This is a genomic window from Rhodoluna sp., assembly GCF_044232805.1.
Taxonomy (GTDB): Bacteria; Actinomycetota; Actinomycetes; order Actinomycetales; family Microbacteriaceae; genus Rhodoluna.
This window is the reverse complement of record NZ_JBIILG010000009.1, coordinates 18254-41333: the sequence shown is the minus strand read 5'-3', so window position 1 is coordinate 41333 and position 23080 is coordinate 18254. Positions and strand designations below refer to the sequence as shown.

28 protein-coding genes and 1 tRNA gene are annotated in these 23080 nt (G+C 49.5%); 13 read left to right on the top strand and 16 right to left on the bottom strand.

The window, feature by feature from the left end; translation table 11 throughout:
* Positions 1 to 471: serine O-acetyltransferase EpsC (gene epsC / locus AC9UES_RS02735; protein WP_509526597.1), on the top strand; the 471-nt coding region annotated here is incomplete at its 5' end.
* A 16-nt stretch (positions 472 to 487) separates the two neighbouring features.
* Here epsC and AC9UES_RS02730 read toward each other — a convergent pair.
* Entirely contained in the window at positions 488 to 952 is a 465-nt protein-coding gene (locus tag AC9UES_RS02730) for an SRPBCC family protein (protein WP_509526596.1), read from the bottom strand.
* Complete coding sequence (gene ychF / locus AC9UES_RS02725) at positions 952 to 2025, bottom strand: redox-regulated ATPase YchF (RefSeq protein ID WP_509526594.1); 1074 nt, start codon at positions 2023 to 2025, stop codon at positions 952 to 954. Before ychF ends, AC9UES_RS02730 begins: the two co-directional genes overlap by 1 nt.
* Before the next feature lie 44 nt (positions 2026 to 2069).
* On the opposite strand from ychF, the gene AC9UES_RS02720 reads away from it, so the two are divergent.
* The 5 genes from AC9UES_RS02720 to AC9UES_RS02700 all read left to right on the top strand — a co-directional run bounded on the left by AC9UES_RS02720 (position 2070) and on the right by AC9UES_RS02700 (position 6271).
* Positions 2070 to 2633 (top strand): 3'-5' exonuclease, encoded by a 564-nt coding sequence (locus AC9UES_RS02720; RefSeq protein WP_509526591.1) that lies wholly within the window; start codon positions 2070 to 2072, stop codon positions 2631 to 2633.
* A gap of 39 nt (positions 2634 to 2672) precedes the next feature.
* Complete coding sequence (locus AC9UES_RS02715) at positions 2673 to 3851, top strand: DNA recombination protein RmuC (RefSeq protein ID WP_509526588.1); 1179 nt, start codon at positions 2673 to 2675, stop codon at positions 3849 to 3851.
* A 147-nt stretch (positions 3852 to 3998) separates the two neighbouring features.
* Positions 3999 to 5033 (top strand): 1-phosphofructokinase family hexose kinase, encoded by a 1035-nt coding sequence (locus AC9UES_RS02710; RefSeq protein WP_509526585.1) that lies wholly within the window; start codon positions 3999 to 4001, stop codon positions 5031 to 5033.
* A 3-nt stretch (positions 5034 to 5036) separates the two neighbouring features.
* Positions 5037 to 6062 (top strand): class II fructose-bisphosphate aldolase, encoded by a 1026-nt coding sequence (fbaA, locus tag AC9UES_RS02705; RefSeq protein WP_509526583.1) that lies wholly within the window; start codon positions 5037 to 5039, stop codon positions 6060 to 6062.
* Positions 6062 to 6271, top strand: coding sequence for a toxin-antitoxin system YwqK family antitoxin (locus AC9UES_RS02700; protein WP_509526580.1), 210 nt, complete (start codon positions 6062 to 6064; stop codon positions 6269 to 6271). The genes fbaA and AC9UES_RS02700 overlap by 1 nt, the downstream gene beginning before the upstream one ends.
* Here AC9UES_RS02700 and AC9UES_RS02695 read toward each other — a convergent pair.
* Positions 6268 to 7269 carry a 4-hydroxy-3-methylbut-2-enyl diphosphate reductase gene (locus AC9UES_RS02695; RefSeq protein ID WP_509526578.1) on the bottom strand — a complete coding sequence of 334 codons (1002 nt, stop codon included), beginning with the start codon at positions 7267 to 7269 and terminating at the stop codon, positions 6268 to 6270. The two genes, AC9UES_RS02700 and AC9UES_RS02695, sit on opposite strands and share 4 nt — an antisense overlap.
* A gap of 45 nt (positions 7270 to 7314) precedes the next feature.
* Here AC9UES_RS02695 and xseA point away from each other — a divergent pair, with 45 nt between their 5' ends.
* The 4 genes from xseA to AC9UES_RS02675 all read left to right on the top strand — a co-directional run bounded on the left by xseA (position 7315) and on the right by AC9UES_RS02675 (position 10844).
* A complete protein-coding gene (xseA, locus tag AC9UES_RS02690; RefSeq protein WP_509526576.1) occupies positions 7315 to 8544 on the top strand; it encodes an exodeoxyribonuclease VII large subunit in 1230 nt (409 codons plus the stop codon).
* Between the two features lie 18 nt (positions 8545 to 8562).
* Positions 8563 to 8787 carry an exodeoxyribonuclease VII small subunit gene (locus AC9UES_RS02685; protein WP_509524701.1) on the top strand — a complete coding sequence of 75 codons (225 nt, stop codon included), beginning with the start codon at positions 8563 to 8565 and terminating at the stop codon, positions 8785 to 8787.
* Positions 8784 to 9350, top strand: coding sequence for a DUF4245 domain-containing protein (locus AC9UES_RS02680; RefSeq protein ID WP_509526573.1), 567 nt, complete (start codon positions 8784 to 8786; stop codon positions 9348 to 9350). The genes AC9UES_RS02685 and AC9UES_RS02680 overlap by 4 nt, the downstream gene beginning before the upstream one ends.
* Before the next feature lie 105 nt (positions 9351 to 9455).
* On the top strand, positions 9456 to 10844 hold the full coding sequence (locus tag AC9UES_RS02675; RefSeq protein WP_509526570.1) for a class II fumarate hydratase: 1389 nt from the start codon (positions 9456 to 9458) through the stop codon (positions 10842 to 10844).
* On the opposite strand, the gene AC9UES_RS02670 is transcribed toward AC9UES_RS02675, so the two are convergent.
* Together AC9UES_RS02670 and uppS are read right to left on the bottom strand one after the other, a co-directional pair.
* On the bottom strand, positions 10822 to 11301 hold the full coding sequence (locus AC9UES_RS02670; RefSeq protein WP_509526567.1) for a prepilin peptidase: 480 nt from the start codon (positions 11299 to 11301) through the stop codon (positions 10822 to 10824). The two genes, AC9UES_RS02675 and AC9UES_RS02670, sit on opposite strands and share 23 nt — an antisense overlap.
* A gap of 64 nt (positions 11302 to 11365) precedes the next feature.
* The gene (gene uppS / locus AC9UES_RS02665; RefSeq protein WP_509526564.1) at positions 11366 to 12127 is read right to left on the bottom strand and encodes a polyprenyl diphosphate synthase; all 762 of its coding nucleotides are present in this window, start codon (positions 12125 to 12127) and stop codon (positions 11366 to 11368) included.
* 71 nt (positions 12128 to 12198) lie between these two features.
* Here uppS and trhA point away from each other — a divergent pair, with 71 nt between their 5' ends.
* The gene (gene trhA / locus AC9UES_RS02660) at positions 12199 to 12885 is read left to right on the top strand and encodes a PAQR family membrane homeostasis protein TrhA (protein WP_509526602.1); all 687 of its coding nucleotides are present in this window, start codon (positions 12199 to 12201) and stop codon (positions 12883 to 12885) included.
* Here trhA and AC9UES_RS02655 read toward each other — a convergent pair whose 3' ends face one another.
* Positions 12886 to 13119, bottom strand: a complete 234-nt coding sequence (locus AC9UES_RS02655) for a hypothetical protein (RefSeq protein ID WP_509526561.1) — start codon at positions 13117 to 13119, stop codon at positions 12886 to 12888. It abuts the gene before it with no gap.
* Positions 13120 to 13160: 41 nt separating this feature from the next.
* Here AC9UES_RS02655 and AC9UES_RS02650 point away from each other — a divergent pair, with 41 nt between their 5' ends.
* Both AC9UES_RS02650 and greA read left to right on the top strand, forming a co-directional pair.
* Positions 13161 to 13547 (top strand): DUF4307 domain-containing protein, encoded by a 387-nt coding sequence (locus AC9UES_RS02650; RefSeq protein WP_509526558.1) that lies wholly within the window; start codon positions 13161 to 13163, stop codon positions 13545 to 13547.
* A gap of 17 nt (positions 13548 to 13564) precedes the next feature.
* Positions 13565 to 14044, top strand: coding sequence for a transcription elongation factor GreA (greA, locus tag AC9UES_RS02645; RefSeq protein ID WP_509526555.1), 480 nt, complete (start codon positions 13565 to 13567; stop codon positions 14042 to 14044).
* On the opposite strand, the gene ilvA is transcribed toward greA, so the two are convergent.
* The 10 genes from ilvA to AC9UES_RS02595 all read right to left on the bottom strand — a co-directional run bounded on the left by ilvA (position 14041) and on the right by AC9UES_RS02595 (position 23072).
* The gene (gene ilvA / locus AC9UES_RS02640; protein WP_509526552.1) at positions 14041 to 15294 is read right to left on the bottom strand and encodes a threonine ammonia-lyase; all 1254 of its coding nucleotides are present in this window, start codon (positions 15292 to 15294) and stop codon (positions 14041 to 14043) included. The two genes, greA and ilvA, sit on opposite strands and share 4 nt — an antisense overlap.
* A gap of 52 nt (positions 15295 to 15346) precedes the next feature.
* The gene (locus AC9UES_RS02635; RefSeq protein WP_509526549.1) at positions 15347 to 16228 is read right to left on the bottom strand and encodes a M48 family metallopeptidase; all 882 of its coding nucleotides are present in this window, start codon (positions 16226 to 16228) and stop codon (positions 15347 to 15349) included.
* Between the two features lie 18 nt (positions 16229 to 16246).
* Positions 16247 to 16810, bottom strand: a complete 564-nt coding sequence (locus AC9UES_RS02630; RefSeq protein WP_509526600.1) for a LemA family protein — start codon at positions 16808 to 16810, stop codon at positions 16247 to 16249.
* 108 nt (positions 16811 to 16918) lie between these two features.
* A tRNA-Leu gene (locus AC9UES_RS02625) sits at positions 16919 to 16991 on the bottom strand.
* An 18-nt stretch (positions 16992 to 17009) separates the two neighbouring features.
* The gene (locus tag AC9UES_RS02620) at positions 17010 to 18329 is read right to left on the bottom strand and encodes an NAD(P)/FAD-dependent oxidoreductase (RefSeq protein WP_509526546.1); all 1320 of its coding nucleotides are present in this window, start codon (positions 18327 to 18329) and stop codon (positions 17010 to 17012) included.
* A 12-nt stretch (positions 18330 to 18341) separates the two neighbouring features.
* Positions 18342 to 19559 (bottom strand): S8 family peptidase, encoded by a 1218-nt coding sequence (locus AC9UES_RS02615; protein WP_509526543.1) that lies wholly within the window; start codon positions 19557 to 19559, stop codon positions 18342 to 18344.
* On the bottom strand, positions 19547 to 20041 hold the full coding sequence (locus tag AC9UES_RS02610) for a DUF501 domain-containing protein (protein WP_509526541.1): 495 nt from the start codon (positions 20039 to 20041) through the stop codon (positions 19547 to 19549). Before AC9UES_RS02610 ends, AC9UES_RS02615 begins: the two co-directional genes overlap by 13 nt.
* A complete protein-coding gene (locus AC9UES_RS02605; protein ID WP_509526538.1) occupies positions 20028 to 20489 on the bottom strand; it encodes an FtsB family cell division protein in 462 nt (153 codons plus the stop codon). The genes AC9UES_RS02610 and AC9UES_RS02605 overlap by 14 nt, the downstream gene beginning before the upstream one ends.
* Before the next feature lie 8 nt (positions 20490 to 20497).
* On the bottom strand, positions 20498 to 21775 hold the full coding sequence (gene eno / locus AC9UES_RS02600; RefSeq protein WP_509526536.1) for a phosphopyruvate hydratase: 1278 nt from the start codon (positions 21773 to 21775) through the stop codon (positions 20498 to 20500).
* 88 nt (positions 21776 to 21863) lie between these two features.
* Positions 21864 to 23072: a histidine--tRNA ligase gene (locus AC9UES_RS02595; protein ID WP_509526534.1), complete on the bottom strand. Its 1209-nt coding sequence runs from the start codon at positions 23070 to 23072 to the stop codon at positions 21864 to 21866.
* Positions 23073 to 23080 lie beyond the last annotated feature (8 nt).

Genomic DNA, 23080 nt, shown 5'->3' with positions numbered 1-23080 from the left:
CCTGGTTTGCACGCTATTTGGATGCATCGCGTGGCAAACAAGATCTGGAAACTAAAGCTTCGAATCCCAGCAAGAATGTTCTCCAACTGGGCCAAGTTTCTAACCGGAATTGAGATCCACCCAGGAGCAACTATTGGCCGTAGATTCGTGATTGATCACGGAATGGGAATCGTAATTGGAGAAACCTCGATTATTGGTGACGATGTTCTGATTTACCACGGGGTTACCCTAGGCGGTAAAGAGAACTCAGCTGTTGATCGTCACCCAATCATTGGCTCGCACGTTGTTATCGGTGCGGGAGCCAAAGTTATTGGCCGCATAACAATCGGTGACAACTGTTACATCGGAGCCAATACGGTTGTGACCAAGAATGTCCCGGCAGGTTCAACAGTGGTTGGAGAAACCGGCAGGGTTCTAAGCAAGAAAGAAGCTATCTCGGGACACTGGGTGTCCGACGAATACGTCATATAGTAGTTTTTTGTTCTGCTTAGCGAGCTAAGTGAATCTCGAGATTATCCAAGTAACTTTCCATTCCATCTTTTGAGGCCTCTACCTGTTCAGCGTCCATTTGGCCGAATTGAGAAAACCTAACCCAAGACTTATCGCCTCTGTCGTCAAAATCAATCTCGATGACGTGGTGCGGTTGGTCATCGACTCGTAAATTGAACTCAAGTTCATCTTGCGAATAAAACATGGTGTGGACAAGTTTTTCTTGGAATTTCACTTCTGTGTACTTACCCCAAAAGTAAGCGTTGAACCCATTCACGGATACATCTAATGCGATAGCCCATGTTCCGCCAACTACAGCTTCGCTTGTTGCGGAGTCAGGAACGATTTCTAGAACTTGTGGGCTGTACCACTGCTGCAGCTGATCGGCTTGCACCCAAGCCTGCCAAAGAGTTGCTAGCGATACGGGGTATTCACGTTCGACGAAATAAAGTGGAGTTTTCATTAGACGTTAAATCTAAACTCCACCACATCACCGTCTTGCATGATGTATTCCTTGCCCTCCATGCGGACCTTGCCTTTGGCTTTGGCTTCTGCCATAGATCCGTTAGCGACCAGGTCATCGAAAGAGACAATTTCTGCCTTGATAAATCCTTTTTGAAAGTCAGTGTGGATTACGCCTGCTGCCTGCGGTGCACTCCAGCCCTGCTTGATAGTCCAGGCCCTGGCTTCTTTTGGTCCTGCGGTTAGGTAGGTCTGAAGTCCAAGGGTTCTAAATCCAATGCGCGCTAGCTGATCAAGTCCGGACTCGTCTTGGCCCAAAGAAGCAAGCAGCTCAGCTGCCTCTGATTTCTCCAAATCAATTAGCTCGGACTCTACTTTGGCGTCTAGAAACACAGCCTCTGCCGGTGCGACAAGATCTGCCATTGCCTTCTTCTTGGAGGCATCCGTGAGAACCGTCTCATCAACATTGAATACGTAAATAGTTGGCTTGGCGGTTAGTAGGCCCAGTTCCTTGATTGGCGACAGGTCTACCTTGGTCTTGGAAAGCGGGTTGCCAGCGTTCAATTCCGCGAGCGCCTGATCGATTGCCTCCAAAGCTTCAGGCTCGGCTTTTTTGCCTTTGATTTCCTTTTCAATTCTTGGTCTTGCCTTTTCTAGAGTCTGCAAGTCCGCCAACATCAATTCGGTATTGATGGTTTCAATATCACTTGAAGGCTCCACCTTGCCGTCGACGTGGATTACATCTGCGTCAGAGAAGCCTCTTACAACCTGGGCGATGGCATCTGCTTCGCGGATGTTGGCAAGAAATTGGTTTCCGAGCCCTTCACCCACAGAGGCGCCCTTTACAATTCCTGCGATATCGACAAAAGACACTGGAGCAGAAAGAATCTTTTCGCTACCAAAAATCTCTGCAAGCTTGGTAAGTCTCTCGTCTGGAAGGTTTACCACTCCCACGTTTGGCTCAATTGTGGCAAATGGGTAGTTAGCTGCAAGCACGTTGTTTTTGGTGAGTGCGTTGAAAAGAGTCGACTTGCCCACATTGGGTAGTCCCACGATTCCAATTGTTAGAGCCACGGGATACCACTCTACCTGTGGTTCGCAACTGGCAGACTACTTCTATGCCCCTTGATTTCACAGCAATCGACTTCGAAACAGCTAATGGCTCTCCCGCGAGTCCATGTGCTGTTGGTCTTGTTCGGGTTCGTGACTCTAAACCGGCAGAAACTCTAGAGCTATTGTTTCGACCTCCTGTACCCCACGATTGGTTTAGTGAGGCAAACATCAGAGTCCATGGCATTACCGCCGCGATGGTTCAGGACGCTCCCACATACTCGGAAGTGATGAACCTGATGCTGGATTTCATCGATGAAGATCTTCTGGTTGCCCATAACGCCTCATTTGACATGGGGGTTTTGGCAGCTAGTGCCAAAGCTGTCAATCAAGAGCTTCCAAAGCTTCGCTATGGCTGCTCGCTAAAGATTGCCCGAAAGACTTACAACCTGGATAGCTACAGGCTAAACGCAGTTGCCTATGCCATAGGTCATGAGGAATTCGAGCACCATAACGCGCTAGCCGATAGTGACTCATGTGCCCGAATTGTCATTCACGCTACCCAAAGACACGGTGTGCAGGATCTCCTGGAGCTACTGGCTGTGACCAAGGTTCGGCTAGGAACTCTCTAGTGGGCTGGATTGTCCCCAGCTAATGGCATAGTTCTAAGCATGGAACTAATTTATTTGGGTATTGGTTTGGCCGTGGGGCTAGTAATTGGCGTGCTTATTGCCATGCTTCGATCAAAAGGATCAACTGGCGATGGATCACTAGCTATCAAGCTTGCCTCGGCTGAGGCAACCGTTTCGGGCCTCAAAGCCCAGCTGGAAACCGCCAATCGCGAACGAGTAGCCAGAGATGAGCGAGATCGCGAAGAAAACCGCCTCATCAAAGAGTTGGCTCCAGTAAAAGATCGCTTGGAACAAATGCAGCTATCGGTAGCCTCACTCGAGAAAGAACGAACTGAGCAGTTTGGAACAATTCAAGAGCAGCTCAAAAATGCAGTTAATTCTGACGAGCAACTTCGCAAGACCACGATGGCGCTATCACAAGCTTTGTCATCGAATTCGATTCGCGGCGTTTGGGGAGAAACTCAACTTCGAAAACTGGTTGAGCTGGCAGGGCTTATCAAACACGCTGACTTTAGCGAGCAGGCAACTTTTTCTACCCAAAGTGGTTCAGGAAGAGCCGACCTGATTATCAATCTTCCAGGCGGCAAGTCATTGGCGATTGATTCCAAGGTGCCATTTAATTCCTATCAAGAAGCCTCTGCAATTTCAGAGCACGCTGAGGGCGAAGATGCCAAGAAGCGACAGGATTTAATCAACGCTCATGTTAAGGCCATGAAGCTTCACATTGATGATTTATCAAGTAAAGAATATTGGACCGGACTAAACGCCAGTCCAGATTTCGTAATTGCTTTCGTTCCCTCCGAGTCTTTGCTATCTGCTGCCCTAGACGCAGATCCAGCGCTGTTGGAATACGCCTTCAAGAAAAATGTTGCGCTAGCTTCACCGGTTAGCTTGTTCTCGGTACTAAAAACCATCAACTACATCTGGCGGCAAAATGCCGATGAGAGTTCGGTTAGAAACATGATTCGACTTGGAAAAGAGCTCTATGAGCGAGTTGGCAAAATTGCCGAGCATGCAGACAAGCTAGGCCGCTCGATTACCAACACCGTCAAGGACTACAACGTATTCGTATCCTCGCTGGAGACCAGGGTTCTGGTGACCGCTAGAAAACTCAACGATCTTGACGAGAACCAGCTCGGAACTGAGGAGATTCCCACCCCCACCCCCATCGAGGCTGGGGCCACTTCAATTACCGCTAACGAGCTCCAGAAGGACTGATTTCCTAGGGGATTTGTGACTTAAGAGCCTCTTTGTCTGCTTTGGCTATACTCGAAATCAAGCTCACAAAGGCGTTTGCAGCTCCAAAATCCCTGTTGGACAGCTTCTTAGCTGGCTCCACTAATTGAATCCGCAAGGAGAACCTGCATGTCTGGAATGGCAACAAAGTCCCCCATCGTCACGCTGACACCCGCGCCAACTTTGGATAGAACATACGCGGTTACTGATCTAGTAAGCGGTGCGGTGAACCGAGCAGACTCCGTTGGAGAAGAACTCGCCGGTAAAGGTATCAACGTTGCAAGAGCTCTTCACCTAGCCGGTATTCCAGCCCCTGCGGTTGTTCCGATTGGAAACGCTGAAAAAGGAATTCTGGAGCGAACCGGATCTAAGAATTTTCTGGTGCCGCTGTGGATTGATGGCACCATTCGCGTTTCAACAACAATTCTCGAGCGCGGTGGCACCACAACCAAAATCAATGAGGCGCCAAAGCCGCTGAGCTCAAATGAATGGCAGCAAGTCATTGAACTAACTGAGAAAACCGTTATTGAAAACGAAGCTAAGTGGCTGGTTATCGCTGGAGCTCTGCCGATTGATGAATCAACTGGAACTTTTGTTGACCTGCATCCGATTTTTGAACGAATGGAAAAACTTGGCGTTCGAGTTGTTTTGGATACCAGCGGTGAGCCGCTGGCATATTGGGTTCGTCAGGGAGAAGCTGCGATTCTAAAGCCAAACACTGAAGAGCTTGCCTCTGCTGTTGGTAGAGACCTGCTAACAAACGGTGACGTAATTGAAGCCGCAAGAGAGCTTTGCTCTCACGGTGTTGAGTGCGTGTTGGCATCTTTGGGATCCGATGGCATGTTGGCCGTTACCAAATCGCGCGCATGGGCCACCCGGACTGCACCGGTAAAAGTCATTAACACCGTCGGTGCTGGAGATGCGACCCTCGCTGGATTCCTGGCAGCAATAACCAATAACCCAATCGCCGAGGGCGAGAAGGATTTTGGGGTGGAATTCAACGTCCCAGTGGGCGCCATGGCTGCGGTCCAGTGGGGAGCTGTAAAGGTTTCCCAGCCAACCAGCGGGCTCGATCACATTGACAATCTTCCTGAGGTGTTCTTGACTGAGGATGTAGACCTGGCAGCACCGCTCAAAGAGCCAGCAATTCACAAGGAGAACTAAGCCATGCCAGTAGCAACCCCCGATGCCTATCTAGCGATGCTGGATCGGGCTAAGTCCCAGAAGTTTGCTTACCCGGCTATCAACGTTTCATCTTCGGCTACCGCCATTGCTGCTTTGCAAGGTCTACAAGAATGCGGCTCTGATGGAATATTGCAGGTCTCCACAGGTGGAGCCGAATACTTCTCCGGTTCGACCGTGAAGTCCATGGCAATTGGTGCTCAGGCGATGGCCGCCTTTATTCGTGAAGCAGCTAAGGGTTACGGAATCACCGTTGCACTGCACACCGATCACTGCCCCAAGGGACATCTTGATGGATTTGTGCGCCCACTACTTGAGGTTTCTGCAGAGCGAGTAAAAAGTGGTCTTGATCCACTATTTAATTCACATATGTGGGATGGTTCAGCGGTTCCACTAAAAGAGAACTTAGAAATCGCCAAAGAGCTACTGGCAAAGACCACTGCGGTCGGATCCATTCTAGAAATTGAAGTTGGCGTTGTAGGCGGCGAAGAAGACGGTGTCGAAGGCGGATCTGGAAAAGACCTTTTCACAACAGTAGAAGACGGTATGGCCACGGTCGAAGCACTGGGTCTTGGAGAAAACGGAAGATACCTAACCGCTCTTACCTTTGGAAACGTTCACGGTAGCTATAAGCCTGGAAGTGTAAAGCTCAAGCCAGAGCTGCTAGATGAAATTCAAAAAGCAGTTGGTAAAAAGTACTCTAAGGATTTGCCTTTTGATCTTGTGTTCCACGGCGGTTCTGGATCCACTGACAAAGAAATCGCAGACGCGGTTAGCTTTGGTGTTATCAAAATGAACATCGATACCGACACTCAGTACGCTTTTACTCGCGCAGTTGCTGGGCACATGTTTGCAAACTACGACGGCGTTCTAAAGCTGGACGGCGAAGTAGGAAATAAGAAGGCTTACGACCCAAGAGCGTGGGGGAAGCTAGGAGAGGCTTCAATGGCAGCCAGAGTAGTTCAAGCCGCTAACCAGTTGGGTTCTGCTGGAAAGTCACCGACTGCATAGTGCCGGAGCTTTCACCTTTCTATGAAAACGGCAACCCCAGATATAAGGGGAAGTTCAAAGAGTCAAAGATGCACGGCTACTGGGAGTTTTTTAGAAAAGACGGAACACTGATGCGTTCTGGAAGCTTCGACTCTGGAAAGCAAATCGGCACTTGGACAACCTACGACCACACTGGTCACCCATACAAAGAAACCGAATTTGGCTCTTAGGAGCGCTTGGCCTTGTTGCTAGTGTCCTGACCGGCTTGCTTTAGGTCTTTACGCAGTTCCTTTGGTAACGAGAACTGAACATCTTCTTCTGCGGTTGTGATCTCAATTGGTGCACCAAATTGACGCTTCTCAAGATACTCAAGCACTTCATCCACAAGTTCCTCGGGCGCAGAGGCTCCAGAAGATACTCCTACGGTCTCAACACCTTCGAACCACTCTTCCTTGATTTCACTCGCGTAATCAATTCGGTAAGCAGCCTTGGCGCCGGCCTCGAGGGCAACTTCTACCAGGCGAACTGTGTTGGATGAGTTAGCGGATCCAATAACCAAGACAAGATCAGATTCTGAGCCAACTTTCTTGATCGCAACTTGGCGGTTCTGAGTTGCGTAGCAGATGTCATCACTTGGTGGATTCTGGAGTGTTGGAAACTTCTCTCGAAGTTTCAAAACGGTTTCCATGGTTTCGTCTACTGACAGAGTTGTTTGGGAAAGCCATATAACTTTCTTAGGGTCCTTAACCGTGGCGTTTTCAATTCCCTCTTTGCCATCGACGAGCTGGACGTGATCTGGGGCTTCGCCAGCGGTGCCCTCTACTTCTTCGTGACCTTCGTGACCGATCAATAAAATGTCGTATTCCTCGGCAGCAAATCTTTGAACCTCGCGGTGAACTTTTGTAACCAGCGGACACGTTGCGTCAATTGTGTTTAGTCCACGAGCCTCAGAGGCTTTTACAACAGCCGGTGAAACTCCATGAGCGGAGAAAACAAGAGTCGAGCCCTCTGGAACTTCGTCAACCTCGTCCACGAAAATGGCTCCACGCTTTTCAAGACCTGTAACCACGTGCTTGTTGTGCACGATTTCCTTGCGAACATAGACTGGGGCTCCGTAGTGATCTAAAGCCTTTTCGACGGCAATAACGGCTCTGTCCACTCCGGCGCAGTAACCCCTTGGCGCGGCTAAAAGCACGCGCTTTGAAGGGGTAATATTTATTTGGGTCACATCTCAATCTTACGAGAGATAACTTAGCCACTTGAAGGAACAGTCATGTCAGAGGACCAACAGCAGCAATCCTCTGAATCAAGGGTGTCCAGCGAACTAACCCCCTGGAGCGTATCCAATTTCACCAGCTCTTTAAAGGACTGGATAACAAAGCTTGGCAATGTCTGGGTTGAGGGCCAAATCTCTCAAATTAGCCCCAAAAAAGACGTTTTCTTCGGAGAGCTTCGAGACTTAGTAGCCGACAAGGGCTTTTCGATTCATTCCCGAAGACCAGATGTTCTGAACGCAGTCTCAGAGCTGGCCGCTGGAGACCGAGTGGTTGCCCTGGTGCACCCGGACTTCTGGGAACGCTCCGGTAAGACCAGCATGGATGTTCTAGCAATTAGAAAAGTCGGCCTAGGTGAATTACTTGAGCGAATCGAACGTTTACGTCAACAGCTAATCAAAGAGGGCCTTACTCTAGCTGAAAGAAAACAGCCACTGCCTTTTCTTCCAAACTTGATTGGCTTGATCACGGGAGCTAACAGTGACGCCGAGAAAGACGTATTGCAAAACGCCAAGCTTCGCTGGCCAGAAGTTAGATTCAAGATTCAACACACTCCTGTTCAAGGAGATAAAGCCGCGGCTGAGATTATCAAGGCAATCCAAGCCCTTGACGCTGACAGTGAAGTGGATGTAATCATCCTTACTCGAGGTGGAGGGTCATTCCAAGATTTACTGGTGTTCTCTGACGAGCAAGTTGTAAGGGCAGTAGCGAACTGTAAGACACCTATTGTTAGCGCCATCGGACATGAAAACGACCGTCCGCTAACTGATGAAGTTGCTGACTTCCGAGCTTCCACTCCAACCGACGCTGCAAAAAATGTTGTTCCGGATGTTGTTGATGAACGTAAGAAGATTTCAATTGCGCTCGAAAGAATTGCGCTAAGAGTTGTTGGATATGTTCAGAACCAACTTGAGCTGATCCTAGGGATTAGAACAAGACCAGTATTTGCCAATCCATTCACAATTGTTGATGAGCGATCATTGAACATCACTCAATTGCTAACAACTTTGAAGTCGCAAACTAAGAACTTTCTAGATAAAGAGCAGCTGCAAATTGCAGGGCTCCGCGGTCAAGTTAGAGCGCTGTCCCCCAAACTAACCCTTGACCGAGGTTATGCGGTTGTTCGAAACCTCAAGGATGGATTGGTTACCGACCCCAAGAAGGTTTCCAAGGGTGAAAAGCTGAAGGTTACCCTCGCCGGGGGCGATCTCGGAGTCACGGCAGATTGAAAGTAGGCTAGAGACATAATGAGTGAAACCAATAAAGACATCGAAGCGATGAGCTACGAGCAGGCTCGTGACGAACTGGTTAAGGTAGTTGCTGAACTGGAAACCGGTTCAGTCACGCTGGAAAAGTCCATGCAGCTCTGGGAACGTGGTGAAGCCCTTGCCAATCGATGCGAGAAGTGGCTCTCTGGAGCACGAGACCAGTTGGAGAAAGTTTCTAAGGCTAAGAAAACTGGAGCCGAGTGAGCGATGCCGCGGCCAAGCGTCGTGCGCGCCAGACGCTAATCAACCTGCTTTTGTCTCTTGGGGCAACCATTGGTGTGATGCTGGTTCTAATTCTTGCTGTGCCACGCGATGACTCCAACAGGGTGCAGGCGGTTGACTATCAAGAGGTCGCATCGCAGGCAGCTAGCGAAGCGCCAGGATCATTGTTAGTTCCCACTTTGCCAGTCGACTGGTATTCCAATGCCGCACGCTACAGGTCTGTAGCACAAGATGGCGTGGCCACTTGGTATGCAGGATTCGTTGGGCCAAAAAGTGAATTCATCGCCATGACCCAAGGCTTTGATGTCAATCAAACTTGGATTCAAATACAGCTCGAAGCAAACAAACCAACCGGAGAGATTACTCTTGGTGATCAGTCATGGACAATTTATGAAACCACCAAGACCAACACTCAGGCCAAGTCAAAGGACTTTCTGATGCTTCTGGAGTACCAAAACCATGCGGTCTTGGTTTACGGCGTGGCGCCAAAACAGCAGTTAGAAGACTTTGCAACTCAGCTTTCTTTGCTGATTGAAACGAACTAGCTCCCAGTTATCGCCCAAAGAGAGTAAATTAGGGAATGTGACAGTAAGAAATTACTGAGTAAACATCACACCGATTATCAAGTATCAGTTTTAGGCGGGACGGCAATGGAATTTCGAATTGAACACGACACCATGGGTGAGGTTAAAGTTCCTAAGGATGCCCTGTATTCTGCCCAGACCCAACGAGCGGTTGAGAACTTCCCCATCTCGGGCTCGACTCTAGAAATTGCTCACATCGTAGCTCTTGCGCAAATAAAAAAAGCGGCGGCTTTGGCTAATGCCAAACTTGGTGTCTTAGACCAGAGCATTGCAGATGCCATTGCCAAAAGCGCAGATGAAGTTATCGCCGGAAAACACGAGGGTGAGTTTCCAGTAGACATTTACCAAACCGGATCCGGTACCAGCTCAAACATGAACATGAATGAGGTCCTCGCTACCCTAGCTTCGAAGCAGCTGGGTAAGCCAGTGCATCCAAACGATCATGTGAACGCTTCACAATCTTCTAACGACGTCTTTCCAACTTCGGTGCACCTAGCCGTTACCTCCGCAATAGTTACGGACCTATTGCCGGCGCTTGATTACCTAGCTGGCAAATTGGAGGCAAAAGCTAAGAGCTGGTCTCAGGTTGTCAAGGCTGGTCGCACACACCTCATGGACGCAACCCCAGTAACTTTGGGTCAAGAGTTTGGCGGTTACGCCGCTCAAATTAGATATGGCATCGAAAGAATTCAGGGAACCATAGCTCGCGTTGCTGAGGTTCCTCTCGGTGGAACAGCTGTTGGAACTGGAATCAACACCCCAAAAGGTTTCCCACAAGAAGTAATCAAACTCTTGGCTAAGGCCACTTCACTTCCGATTACCGAAGCTAGGAATCACTTTGAAGCTCAGGGGGCTAGAGATGCACTAGTCGAAGCCTCTGGTGCTCTTAGAGTTTTGGCCATTAGCCTCACCAAGATTAACAATGACTTGCGCTGGATGGGTTCTGGTCCAAACGCTGGTTTGGGAGAGCTTGCCATCCCCGATCTGCAACCAGGTTCGTCGATCATGCCAGGAAAGGTTAACCCCGTTATTCCAGAAGCAGTTTTGATGGTTTGTGCCAGGGTCATTGGAAACGATCAGACCGTAGCCTGGGCTGGAGCCAGCGGAAACTTCGAGCTAAATGTGGCAATTCCTGTGATGGGAAACTCCCTGCTTGAATCAATCAGACTCTTAGCAAACGCTTCTAGAGTGCTCGCTGACAAAACAATTGAGGGCCTAGAAGCAAACAAGGATCGGGCACTTGCCTTGGCTGAATCAAGCCCGGCAATCGTAACTCCTCTAAACAAAGTCATTGGCTACGAAGCGGCCGCCAAGATTGCTAAGCACTCCGTAGAAAAGTCGATCACAATTCGCGAGGCTGTTATTGACCTAGGTTTTGTTGAACGAGGGGAAATCAGCGAAGCTGATTTAGACAAAGCACTGGATGTTCTTTCTATGACCAAGCCCCCACAGTAATCGCTCCAAAAAAACCAGCGATCAAATAGGGGCCCAGCGGCATAGATCCGCCGAGCTTTATCTTTCCCAGTGCAAAAAGCAGAATTGCAACAATCCCAGCCATAAAGAAGCTAATTAGTAGGGCAAGAACTGGAAGTATTGGCGAGTACCAACCAAGAGCCAATGCCAGAGCGGACATGAGTTTGACATCCCCCATTCCAAGTAAACCTAAACGATTGATCCCCAAAGCAACCAAAAAGGTTATGAGCATAGCCAGATTCGCAAAGAGCATGTTCCACCAGATACCGTTTGCAATTCCAGCAGCTATTTGCCCAAGCCACGTGATTGGGAATGCCGGCAAGACGTATTTGTTTGGCAGGCGGAGCTCCAAAATATCGGTCTTGGCTAGCGGCCAAGCAGTTAGAGCCAGGTAGCCAAGACCGAGTGCTGAAAATAACGAGGCAAGATTTTCGAACACCAAAGCAGGGTATTTTGAAACCGAGGCTTGGGTGAAAACTTATCCCCAGGCAAAACTGATCGGCTTAGGCGCCGAAGCGGCGATGCCTTCTGGTGAAGGCACGAATAGCCCTAAGGAAGTCAACTTTTCGAAAGTCTGGCCAGAGTGCTTCCTCAAAATACAGCTCGGAATTACTTGATTGCCATAGCAAGAAACCACTTAGGCGCTGCTCCCCCGAAGTTCTAATAATTAGGTCTGGATCTGGTTGATCCGAGGTATAGAGGTGGGAGGCAATCAACTCAGGCGTTAGAGAGTCTGAAAGCTTAGATAAGTCATCGCCCGAAGCAATCGAGGATTGAACTATAGATCTCATGGCGTCGGTAATCTCCTGACGGCCTCCATAGCCAATCGCCAGATTCACGGTTGCGCCATCAGTGTTGGCGCTTTCCGCCTCCGATTTCTCGAGGGACTCAAGGAACTCTTTGGAAAGTGCATTGCGATCTCCCATGACCCGGATTTTCCAATTTCCCCTGCTGACCATTTCCTTGGCTAAATCTTCGAGAATTACAAAAAGGTCCTGCAGCTCCTGCTGGCTTCGTTGCTTGAGATTTTCGGTAGAAAGAAGGTAAAGAGTTATGACCGGAACATTAAGCTCGTCGCACCAGGAGAGAAAATCAAAAATCTTCTGGGCTCCGGCAACGTGTCCCGATTTCGCTTTTGAGCCGTTATTCTTATCAGCCCATCGTCTGTTGCCATCGAGCATGACCGCGATGTGTTTAGGAATGTTTTCTTTATCAAGCTGGCGCTCGAGGCGAGCTTCATAAATGCTATAAACGGGATTTCGCACATTCCAAGGCTACCGCTTCAAAACCCATCTATTGTTGAACCATGGTCGAAAAGCAAAGCCCAACAGAACCCATGCACCTTCCGCTGTCTGAAATAACCAATAACGAAGAGGACCAAAAGCCATCTTGGCGTGGCTGGATCCACACTGGTGTTTTGCCGATAGCCGTTGCTGGTGGTGTGGTGCTTGTTGTGTTGGCAGATGGGCTAACGGCAAAAATTGGCGCGGCAATTTTCTTTGCTAGCTCAATTCTTTTATTTGGAACCAGTGCTATTTACCACCGCTTCAACTGGAAACCCAAAGCCAAAAAGGCCCTCAAAAGATTTGATCACGCAAATATCTTCTTGCTGATCGCAGGAAGCTACACTCCCATTACGCTGCTCGCATTGCCGCAAGAAAAGGGCCTGTGGTTGATGGTCGCTATTTGGGTAACGGCTCTATTGGGTATTGGCTTTAGGGTTTTCTGGCTCGGAGCTCCGAGGTGGTTGTATGTGATCATTTACATCGTTATGGGTTGGGCTGCGGTTGTTTACCTGCCAGATTTTATAAACGTTAATTTGGCGATGATGGTTCTAATTCTTGCCGGTGGTTTGATGTACACGCTGGGAGCGGTGTTCTACGCTCTAAAAAGACCCAACCCAGTTCCAGGTCACTTTGGCTTCCATGAGATCTTTCACAGCTTCACCGTGTTGGCATTTTTATGTCACTGGAGTGCGGTTTTGATTATCTGCCTGAACCCAGTTCCGGGCTCGTTCGCCTAACTAGTTTGAGCTTGGCGGGTTTACACCCTGTTCCTCAAGATCTAACTTCTGAACAATCTCTGCGCGATAGCGAACTCTGCGCACCCTTCGGGTCATGTCAAAGATGATAAAGATTGCGGCAGCTGCCACTCCAAAGGTGGCTAAAAACCCCACTACCCCTGGGCTGTACCAGGTGTCATCAATAACAACGTCACTGGGGGCCTCGGTGGCTAACCAAACTACTAATTGATTCATACCCTTAAGTATGAACCACAAACTTCAGTTAACCTTGCTTAGTGAGTAAAAACATTGTCCAGCAGCGCTACGGTAGAGATCGGTTACGAAGTCGCGATCGTATTCTCGCTATCTCAATAGCAGTAGTTGCGCTCACTTCTTTTCTTACCTGGGCAGTGTTTGTAGCCATCGATAATTCCAATCAGGTCACTCACAGAGATATCGCTTACGAAGTGATTGATGAGTACTCGACCAATGTGACCTTTGAGGTCTCCAGAAATCCCGGCCAGGCAGTTAGCTGTGATTTGACGGTCTTGAATCAGTCCTTTGCAATTGTTGGGTTCTTGACCGTGGATGTGGCGGCTTCGAGTAGTCGTTCAACCGTTATTTCAAGCACCATTCGCACCACAGAACTGGGCGTCTCGGGCTTGGTTCAAAGCTGCCGCTGAATTAGGCTAGAGAGATTATGTCTGAAACTAACGATGCCAGCTGGCTGACCCAGGAAGCCTACGATCGCCTTGCCGATGAGCTCGAGTACCTGCTAACTATCGCTCGCGGCGACATTGCTAAAAGAATTCAAGAGGCGCGCGAGGAAGGTGACCTGAAAGAAAATGGCGGTTACCACGCCGCCAAAGAAGAGCAGGGCAAGATTGAATCTCGAATCAACCGCTTGGAAGAAATACTCGCAACCGCTCAGGTTGGGGAAGCACCAAAGGCAGCCGGTATCGTCCAGCAGGGACTTGTAATCTCCGTTGAGCTAAATGGCTCCGAAAAGAAGTTCCTTCTAGGAAGTGCCGAGATTAGCGACGAAGATATTGAGGTTTACAGCCCAGATTCTCCTATTGGAAGTGCGATCATGGGTAAGAAAATTGGTGAGCAGTTAGATGTTCACTTGCCGAACGGAAAGACTATCCAGGTCAAGATTCTGGATGTAACTAATAGCTAGTCTTCTCGAGATGGCTGAAGCTTTGGCCGCAACCCTGCTTTTTCCAGAGCCTTTACAACTTCCATGCGATGGTTATGACCACTTGTCTCAACAGACAGATTCAATTCAACTTCGCTGATCTGAAGACCATTTCCGTGGCGAGTGTGCAAAACCTCAATTACGTTGGCGTGTGCTCCAGCGATCACTTCTGCGGTTAGAGCAAGTTGACCCGGACGGTCTGGAAGCATCACGGAGAAGTTAGTGTAACGATCAGAGGTTGATAGGCCGTGGCGAATGACTCTTTGAAGCAAGAGTGGATCCATGTTTCCACCTGACAAAATAGCCACCGTTTTGCCTTTGGCCTTGGCTTTGCCGCTCATTAGAGCAGCTACAGCAACGGCTCCGGCTGGCTCTACAACCTGCTTGGCTCTTTCAAGCAAAACCAGAATGGCCTTAGCGATATCGTTTTCGGAAACCGTTACCACTTTGTCCACGTACTTTTTGATGAGTTCAAAAGGAACCCGCCCTGGCTTGGAAACGGCAATGCCATCGGCAATGGTTGGGGTGGTTTGAATTTCAGTGACCTTGCCAGCCCGAAGAGATGCTGGGTAAGCGGCAGAGTGCTCTGACTGCACACCGATAACTTTGATTTTTCTGCCCTGAGCCGCCGCCGCGAGCTTGGCCGCAACCGCAACGCCAGCAGCTAGGCCGCCGCCGCCGATTGCCACCACAATTGTTGAAACATCTGGATGTTGCTGGAGAATTTCTAACCCAACTGTTCCCTGCCCCAGAACAACGTCGATGTGATCAAAGGGTGGAATGAAGATAGCTCCGGTGTTTTTAGCTTCCTCTTGTGCAGCCTTGAGGCACTCAGCAAAAGTGCCGCCCTGCTGAACAACTCGCGCTCCGTAGTTTCTTGTTGCCTCAACCTTAGGAAGCGATGCCCCAATAGGCATGTAAACGGTGGCTTTTATTCCAAGTTTTTTTGCAGCCAGAGCAACTCCCTGCGAGTGGTTTCCCGCGGAGGCTGCAATAACTCCTTTTTTCTTTTCGACTGCGGTCAGGTGACTCATCCTGTTGAATGCACCACGCACTTTATATGCGCCGGTTCGCTGAAGGTTTTCACACTTTAGAAATACCTGCTGACCGACTAGGTCAGAAAGAAACTTTGAGTGGAGAGTGGGGGTTTCAATTGCGACTTGCCTGACATTAGCAAGCGCGGTCTCAAAATCAGCGAGTGAAGGCACTACCACTGGGGGTTGAGTAGTCATTGGCGCCTTTCGGGGGAAATTACCTAAGACCCAAGTTTAGTTTGATTTGCGGCTAGAACTTAGTGCCCATTGCCTGAATGCGTTCAATTCGCTTCGGAATCGGAGGGTGGGTGGAAAACAGTCTCTCGGTAAACCCAGGCTTAATTGGGTCGTTCATGAACATGTGAGCCATGGAGGCGCTTACTTTCTTCATTGGGCGGCCATATTCGCCCAGCTTTTGAAGAGCGCTGGCTAGCCCGTCTGGATAACGGGTGATCTCAACACCGGTGGCATCAGCTAGGAACTCGCGCTGACGCGAAACAGCGGCGGTCACAATCGGTCCAATAAACCAAGCAATAACGCTTGCTACAACGCCCACCAGAAGAAATATTGCGCCCGCATTGTCCCTGGATCTGTTGCCTCCCGCGAAGAACGCTGCTCTGATGGCAAAATCTGCCAAGATTCCAACCGCGCTAACTAGACCAAAGACGATGGTTGTCACTCGAATGTCGTAATTTCTAATGTGAGCTAGCTCGTGAGCCATAACTCCCTCTAGCTCGTTATCGTCCATGATTACGAGTAGCCCGGTGGTTGCCGCAACAATCGCGTGCTCAGGATCGCGTCCTGCCGCGAACGCGTTTGGAGCAGGATCGTTGATGATGTAAACCTTGGGCATCGGAATGCCTTCGGCAATCGAAAGATTCTCAACTGTGCGCCAAAGCCTGGGGTTATCAGACTTCTGTATTTCGACAGCTCCAGTAAGTCCAATCGCTATCTTGCCAGCCATGTAGTACTGGAAAATTGTGTAAACCAAAACAAAGCCAACAACAAATAGTGCCGAGGATCCGTTACCGGAAGCTGTCCCCCACCAAATTGACACCGCACTCAAGAGTGCGACAAAAAACACAATGATGATTATTGTGTTGCGCTTATTGGCAGCTATCGCTGAATACATATTGCTTTTCTCTTGAGTTTAGAAGCTAGCCTTTGGTGGCTCTGCGATGCTTGCAGCATCAGCCACCTCAAAGAACTCGCGAGCCGGGAAACCAAGACCCTTTGCAAAGAAGTTCTGTGGGAACTGCAACACCTTGGTGTTTAGTTCTCTTACGCCACCGTTGTAGAAGCGTCTGGAAGCCATGATCTTGTCTTCGGTGTCGGTTAGCTCTGCTTGTAGCTGCAGAAAGTTCTGGCTTGCCTGTAGCTGAGGGTAAGCCTCGGCAACTGCAAACAGTGACTTCAGTGCACCCTGCAGCATATTCTCTGCCGCGGCTGCCTGCTCCGGGTGAGCCAGCGCTTCGGGTGAAACGGTGGCTGCGCGAGCTTTGGTTACGTCTTCAAAGACTTTGCCTTCGTAAGCGGCGTAACCCTTTACGGTTTCGATCAGATTAGGAATCAGGTCAGCGCGGCGCTTGAGCTGAACTGTGATGTCCGACCAAGCTTCATCAACGCGAACATTGAGTGCCACTAAAGCGTTGTAAGTAGACCAGAGCCAGATTCCAACAAGGACAACTAGACCCACCAGTACTAAAAGAGCAATATCCACGAAGATTCCTATCGGTTATGAAGTTTGTGCCTTACAAAAATGTTAGGTCAGAAAGCTCAAAAATTGGCTGTTAGCGCCAATCTCACAGAAAACTAAAAGGTGTGCCCCCGATGGGACTCGAACCCATACTGTGACGATTTTAAGTCGTCTGCCTCTGCCATTGGGCTACGGGGGCCTTGGAATCCAAGTTTTTCTAGATTTTTGGTCTAGAGGCCCAGGTTTCAAAGGCTAATCGAGGGTCCTTGCTAGCTGCAATAGACACAACATCGCGTCTGAGCAAGAAATTAGCAATCCAGCCGCCTAGAACCCGTATTTTTCTTTCCCACATCGGCATCGCCAGCACGTGGTAACCGCGGTGCATAAACCAGGCAGGCAACCCGGTGAGAGCAATATTTCGGTACTGGAACACTCCGACTCCAATTCCAAGACCGGCAACCGCACCCATGTTTCTGTGGAAGTAAGGTTTGATTCCCTCGCCACGCAAGTTTGCAACCAAGTTCTTGGCAAGTAGCTTTCCTTGACGAACGGCGTGCTGAGCGTTTGGAACGCAGTAGCCTCCGACTCCATCTCCGGAAAGATCTGGAACCGCGGAGTTGTCTCCTGCTGTCCACGCGTCAGCGATAATGTTCTCACCATCAACAATTCGTAGTGAAGTGTCGGCTTTTACTCTTCCTCTTTCATCAAGAGGCAAATCGGTGTTCTTAACTGCAGGGTTTGCCATAACTCCAGCGGTCCAAACGATGATGTCTGCTTCTACCTTGAGGCCATCAGAAAGCTCAATCAATCCACCTTCAGCAGATTGCAACTGAGTGTCCAAATGCACCTTGGCGTTTCGATCCTGCAAATTCTTTACCACCCATTGGCTGGTCTTTAGAGAAACCTCTGGCATGACTCGGCTCATAGCCTCGACAAGATGGAACTGAACCTCATCGAATGAAATGTTCTTGTAGTAGCGCAATAGATAGGTGGCCAAAGACATCATCTCGGCAAAGGCCTCAATACCCGCGAACCCGCCACCAACAACAATAAAGGTGAGTAGTTTTTGACGCTCCGCTCCAGCAGGCAAGCTGGCAGCTCGATCAAAGTTGGTTAGCAAGCGATTGCGGATCTCCATTGCCTCTTCGATGGTCTTCATGCCAATTGCCAAATCAGCAACACCAGGAATTGGGAAAGTTCTGGATACCGCTCCTGCGGTCACAACAATTTGGTCATACTCAATCTCGTAAGGCTCTAGGTTTGGGCTGGAAACCGTTACCTTCTTTTCCTTGTGATTTATGAAATTCACTTTTCCACCAACAATGCGCGTGCGCTTTAGGTGCCTGCGGTAGGAAACCAAGACGTGTCTTGGTTCAATGGATCCAGCGGCGACTTCTGGCAAGAACGGCTGGTAGGTCATGTACGGCAGAGGGTCAACAAGGGTCACCTCGGCTTCATTTTTACCAAGGTACTTTTCAAGCTTCTTTGCGGTGTAGAAACCGGCATAGCCGCCACCAACGATCAAGATTTTAGGCATTGAACTAATTTACTACTTTCGCTTTTCTCTAATTGGGCTGGGGCCTGGTGACCTAAAGGCAAAATACAAGAATATTGCAAGAAGCCCTAGACCAGCATAGCCAGCAAGTGGCAGCCAGTTGCTGATATCGGTGTACCAGGGTAACGAAGGCGCTGGTTCTTCGAAAACCGTGAAGGGAGTCGGGGCTTTTATTGGACTCACAATCTCTCCAGGGTCCACTTCAACCTCGGCACTGGCTCGATAAAGATCAATCCACTGACTCAACGAGCCCAAAGGATTTGAGGACACTGAAGGAATCTCGGCTAGTAGAGCTTGAGTTGGATTGATAACACCATGACCATAAAAAGTTGAATAACCCTCGAAACCTTCTCTGGTCGCAGAGCTAATAACTCGATTGACAACATTTGCCGCATCCATGTCTGGGTACATTGAGCGAATTAGAGCGACCATGCCAGAAACAATAGGTGTGGCACCACTGGTGCCAGACCACATCCGATACTCACCACCTGGAAAAGCTCCAATTAGATCTTCAGCTGGTGCAGATATGCCAAGCGATAATCCACTAGTCGAGAAGTTCTGTGAAACCAAACCGTCTCGACCTAAACCAGCAACCGAGATAACACCGGGTATGGTTGCGGGCGCGGAGACCTCTTCGGTTCCATCGGCTCTATTTCCAGCGGCCGCTACAATCACGACGTCGTTTTCAAACGCGTACAAAAATGCCCGATCCCAACTCTCGGGCCAAGTTACAGAATTCCTGGTGAGAGAAAGATTGATTACCTTTGCACCGTTATCTACTGCCCAGATAATTCCATCCGCAATCTGAGAATCGGTATCTAATCCTTCGATGCCAAACGCTATTGAAACCGAAAGCAATTCGGCTTTTGGTGCGGTGCCAATGATTTGAGCATCACCGCGACCGGCAGCAATAGATGCCACCATAGTTCCGTGATAGCTGTTGCTTCCAACCGGTGTTAGACCATCACTTGATCCAAGCCCTGACATGTCTGTTCCGCCAACTACCGCGCCCTGCAGGCTTGGGTGGGTGGAGTCAATTCCCGTATCGATGATTGCTATCTTGACATCCTCACCCTGGCTTGACTCCCAAGCGCTCGTAAAGCCGTAGTCGTCGATCCAGTACTGTTGCTCGCGAACCGACTCTGCCATTGCCGCACTCGATGGGCCCACCGATAAAAGCACCGAAGCTGCCAGCGCTACTAGTTTTCGCATACACACCTACTTGGTGACCAACTGCACGCCTCTAGCGCTAGGTCGCCGATGATGTTTACACCTGGGCCTTTGGCCAAAGAGTGTGCGACAAGTGAGTGTAGGCACTTAACGCGAGTTGGCATTCCACCAGCGGAAACACCTTCGATTTCTTCGACTAGACCAAGCTCGGCTCGGTCCGAAAGATAGCTAAGGTGTGCGCTTTGGTAATTCTCAGCAAGATCTTCATCCTGGGCAAGTTGATCTTGAAGCTTGGTCATTAGCCCCTCGGCTTCGAGTGTCGAAATCGCTGAGGTAGCAGCAGGCAGGGTTAGGTAGTAAAGAGTTGGGAAAGGTGTGCCGTCTTCGAGCCTCGGTTTGGTTTGAACCACAATCGGATTGCCGCAGGTGCACCTTGCGGCGATAGCGACAATGTCCCTGACGGGTCTACCCAGTTGCTTGCTGACTGATTCTAAGTCTTGTTCTGTTGCACTACTTAGTGTCACTGGTTGGTTCCTGATTTGGTTCTTCCAGGCCCGCGCGCAAAGTAGATTCCAAAAGTGCTTCCACCCAGTTTTTCTTGCTTGCTAAAACCTCAAGGCTAAATCCGCTGCTTTTTCTTTGCTCCGCTAGCATCGCACCAACTGTTCCAGAAGTGTCGGAGAGGTCAATGCCCTCTGCGTCCATGACCAGGAAGCTCACCTCGCCTGGCATAACAAAATAGAGTCGATCTCTTGCTTGTGCCCGGATGTAAACCTCATCGTCCCAACGAAGACGCTCCTGCTGCATACCTTCTAAATTCTCTTGAGCCTGTACAACAAGTGCCCGATAGTCTGCTATTTCTCTTTGCTGCTCGTACCAAATCTGAATGCTTGGAGCCAGAGTAAACATTCCAATTAGGATTACCGCCAGCAGCGCTAGCGTGTAGCTATTTAGCCGACCTGTGATTCTCATTTAGTGTCCTAGCGAAAGTTTTTGAAAGCCTTAGCTCCTGGGTAGTAAGCGGCATCGGCAAGCTCTTCTTCGATGCGAAGTAATTGGTTGTACTTGGCCACTCGCTCGCTTCTAGCAGGAGCACCAGTTTTGATCTGACCGGCATTAGTAGCTACCGCTAGGTCGGCAATAAAAGTGTCTTCGGTTTCACCGGAACGGTGAGAAATGATTGCGGTCATTCCGTTGCCCTGAGCAAGGGCTACCGCATCCAGCGTCTCGGTCAAGGTGCCAATTTGGTTCACCTTTACCAGAATGCTGTTTGCAGTTCCTTTATCGATTCCGGTTTGGAGTCTTGACGGATTGGTAACAAATAGGTCATCTCCAACTATCTGGACTTTGTCTCCAAGGCGCTTGGTCAATTCTGCCCAGCCGTCCCAGTCGTTTTCGTCTAGTGGGTCCTCGATGGAAACTAGCGGGAAGGCAGCTACTAGGCGTTCGTAGTAAGTGATCATTTCTTCGGCAGAATGAGCTTTGCCCTCGAAGTGGTACTTACCGTCTTTGTAGAACTCGGTAGCCGCAACATCAAGCGCCATCGCGATGTCGACCCCAACCTTGTAACCGGCTTTTTCAATGGCTTCGGAAATTAGCTCTAGGGCCGCGCGGTTGGTTGGAAGATCTGGAGCGAATCCACCCTCGTCACCTAAACCGGTTGAAAGGTTTTTGGACTGCAAAAGGGACTTCAAAGAGTGGTAAACCTCGGTGCCCCACCTCAGTGCTTCAGAGAAAGTTGGAGCTCCAATTGGAACAATCATGAACTCCTGAACATCCACACCGTTATCCGCGTGAGCGCCACCGTTCAAAATGTTCATAAGTGGAACAGGAAGTGTGTGAGCATTTGGTCCGCCAAGGTATCGGTAAAGGGGCAAACCGCTGCTGTCAGCAGCAGCTTTAGCAACCGCTAGAGAAACACCCAAAATTGCGTTGGCACCCAAGTTTGATTTGGTGTCGGTTCCATCAAGAGCGATCAGGGCGTTATCAACCAATCTCTGATCGGTAGCATCAAAATCAACCAGAGCCTCATCGATTTCGCCGATGACCCGAAGGACAGCTTTCTGGACACCCTTACCTAAAAATCTGGACTTGTCGCCATCTCTTGACTCGTGTGCTTCGAAAGCTCCGGTTGATGCGCCAGATGGAACAGCCGCACGACCAAAGGAGTCATCATCTAAGAGAACCTCAACTTCAATAGTTGGGTTACCTCTCGAGTCGAGGATTTCGCGAGCACCGATGGCTTCGATAAGTGACAAGGGGTTTCTCCTTAGTTGGTCGGAATCAAATTCCAATGTGATCATCAGTTGCCGCCGTTGGCACACTACTAGTTTAGTTTGACTGGCCCTAGGCTATGGGTTTGATTGTTAGGCCCTTGAAGCCTTCAGCGGGCTTATCAAGGCTTGCAAAGGAAGAAAAACCCTGTAGCTTCAAGCTATCTAGCAAGGTGTTCAACTTCTTTGGTTTTGGCTCTAGCCTCACCTGGTAACCAGCTTCAATCGCCTGAGCTTGAGTAGCTAAGGCTTGCTGTAGATCTGATGGTTCGAAAACCAAAACCAAGTTCTTGTTTGCTGATAGTTCGGCAGCAACTAAATCGGCAACTCTTTCAAAGCCGAGTGAGATTCCAACGGCCGCAACATCTTCGCCTAGCCACTTGCCAACCATTCCGTCGTAGCGACCTCCGCCACCGATTGAACTTCCAGATTCTGGGTGCTCAATTTCAAAAATGATTCCCGTGTAATAACCCATTCCTCGAACTAATGTTGGGTCAAAACGGAGCTTGCCAGGGTGAACCAGTTCAAGAGCTGCAAAAACCGCTTCCAACTGCTTCGGCACAGCTTGCTTACCAACTAGCCCGGAAAGCCAAATTTTCGCCTTGGCTGCTACTTCTTCATTGAATCTTTCCTTTAGCTCAAGGCAGACGCCATCGATGCCAATCTTGTCGAGCTTGTCTATAGTAATCATCGCTCGGGAGTGGTCCTTGGCCACAACTCCGAGTTCCTGAATAGAGCTAGAAAGAAGCTCACGGTGATTCACTCGAATTGTTGCCGTTGAGATACCTATTCCTGCAAGCGCGTGCAAACTCGCATTTAGGATTTCCACTTCGGCCAAAGAAGTCTCGTCGCCGATGATGTCGATATCGCACTGAACAAACTGGCGGTAGCGACCTTTTTGTGGTCTCTCGGCTCTCCATACTGGGCCAGTTTGAATTGCCTTCAAAACCTTAGGAAGCTTTGACTGGTTGGTTGCATAGAACCTGGTTAAAGGAACTGTGAGGTCATACCTCAATCCAAGATCAGAAAGCTGGTCAGTGTTTTGTCCCAGTGCTTGCTCTAGCTCTTCACCTCTTTTGAGGACCCGGAATGCCAGGCTTTCGTTGTCTCCGCCATCGCTACTTGTTAGGCGTTCAATGCTTTCAAGTGCAGGAGTTTCGATTTCCTGAAAACCAAACGAGCGATAGCTAGCCAAGATCTTGCCAAGTAGCTCATCACGGGTGGCTTTTTCGACCGGCAGAAAATCACGCATGCCACGAGGTGGGTTGATTTGCTGAGCCATATTTCCAG

Excerpts from the sequence above, each read along its gene's own strand:
- AC9UES_RS02730 (WP_509526596.1), bottom strand. The coding sequence starts at position 952 with ATGAAAACTCCACTTTATTTCGTCGAACGTGAATACCCCGTATCGCTA.
- AC9UES_RS02720 (WP_509526591.1), top strand. The coding sequence starts at position 2,070 with ATGCCCCTTGATTTCACAGCAATCGACTTCGAAACAGCTAATGGCTCT.
- AC9UES_RS02715 (WP_509526588.1), top strand. The coding sequence starts at position 2,673 with ATGGAACTAATTTATTTGGGTATTGGTTTGGCCGTGGGGCTAGTAATT.
- AC9UES_RS02710 (WP_509526585.1), top strand. The coding sequence starts at position 3,999 with ATGTCTGGAATGGCAACAAAGTCCCCCATCGTCACGCTGACACCCGCG.
- fbaA (WP_509526583.1), top strand. The coding sequence starts at position 5,037 with ATGCCAGTAGCAACCCCCGATGCCTATCTAGCGATGCTGGATCGGGCT.
- xseA (WP_509526576.1), top strand. The coding sequence starts at position 7,315 with ATGTCAGAGGACCAACAGCAGCAATCCTCTGAATCAAGGGTGTCCAGC.
- AC9UES_RS02685 (WP_509524701.1), top strand. The coding sequence starts at position 8,563 with ATGAGTGAAACCAATAAAGACATCGAAGCGATGAGCTACGAGCAGGCT.
- AC9UES_RS02675 (WP_509526570.1), top strand. The coding sequence starts at position 9,456 with ATGGAATTTCGAATTGAACACGACACCATGGGTGAGGTTAAAGTTCCT.
- trhA (WP_509526602.1), top strand. The coding sequence starts at position 12,199 with ATGCACCTTCCGCTGTCTGAAATAACCAATAACGAAGAGGACCAAAAG.
- AC9UES_RS02655 (WP_509526561.1), bottom strand. The coding sequence starts at position 13,119 with ATGAATCAATTAGTAGTTTGGTTAGCCACCGAGGCCCCCAGTGACGTT.
- greA (WP_509526555.1), top strand. The coding sequence starts at position 13,565 with ATGTCTGAAACTAACGATGCCAGCTGGCTGACCCAGGAAGCCTACGAT.
- ilvA (WP_509526552.1), bottom strand. The coding sequence starts at position 15,294 with ATGACTACTCAACCCCCAGTGGTAGTGCCTTCACTCGCTGATTTTGAG.
- AC9UES_RS02635 (WP_509526549.1), bottom strand. The coding sequence starts at position 16,228 with ATGTATTCAGCGATAGCTGCCAATAAGCGCAACACAATAATCATCATT.
- AC9UES_RS02620 (WP_509526546.1), bottom strand. The coding sequence starts at position 18,329 with ATGCCTAAAATCTTGATCGTTGGTGGCGGCTATGCCGGTTTCTACACC.
- AC9UES_RS02615 (WP_509526543.1), bottom strand. The coding sequence starts at position 19,559 with ATGCGAAAACTAGTAGCGCTGGCAGCTTCGGTGCTTTTATCGGTGGGC.
- AC9UES_RS02605 (WP_509526538.1), bottom strand. The coding sequence starts at position 20,489 with ATGAGAATCACAGGTCGGCTAAATAGCTACACGCTAGCGCTGCTGGCG.
- AC9UES_RS02595 (WP_509526534.1), bottom strand. The coding sequence starts at position 23,072 with ATGGCTCAGCAAATCAACCCACCTCGTGGCATGCGTGATTTTCTGCCG.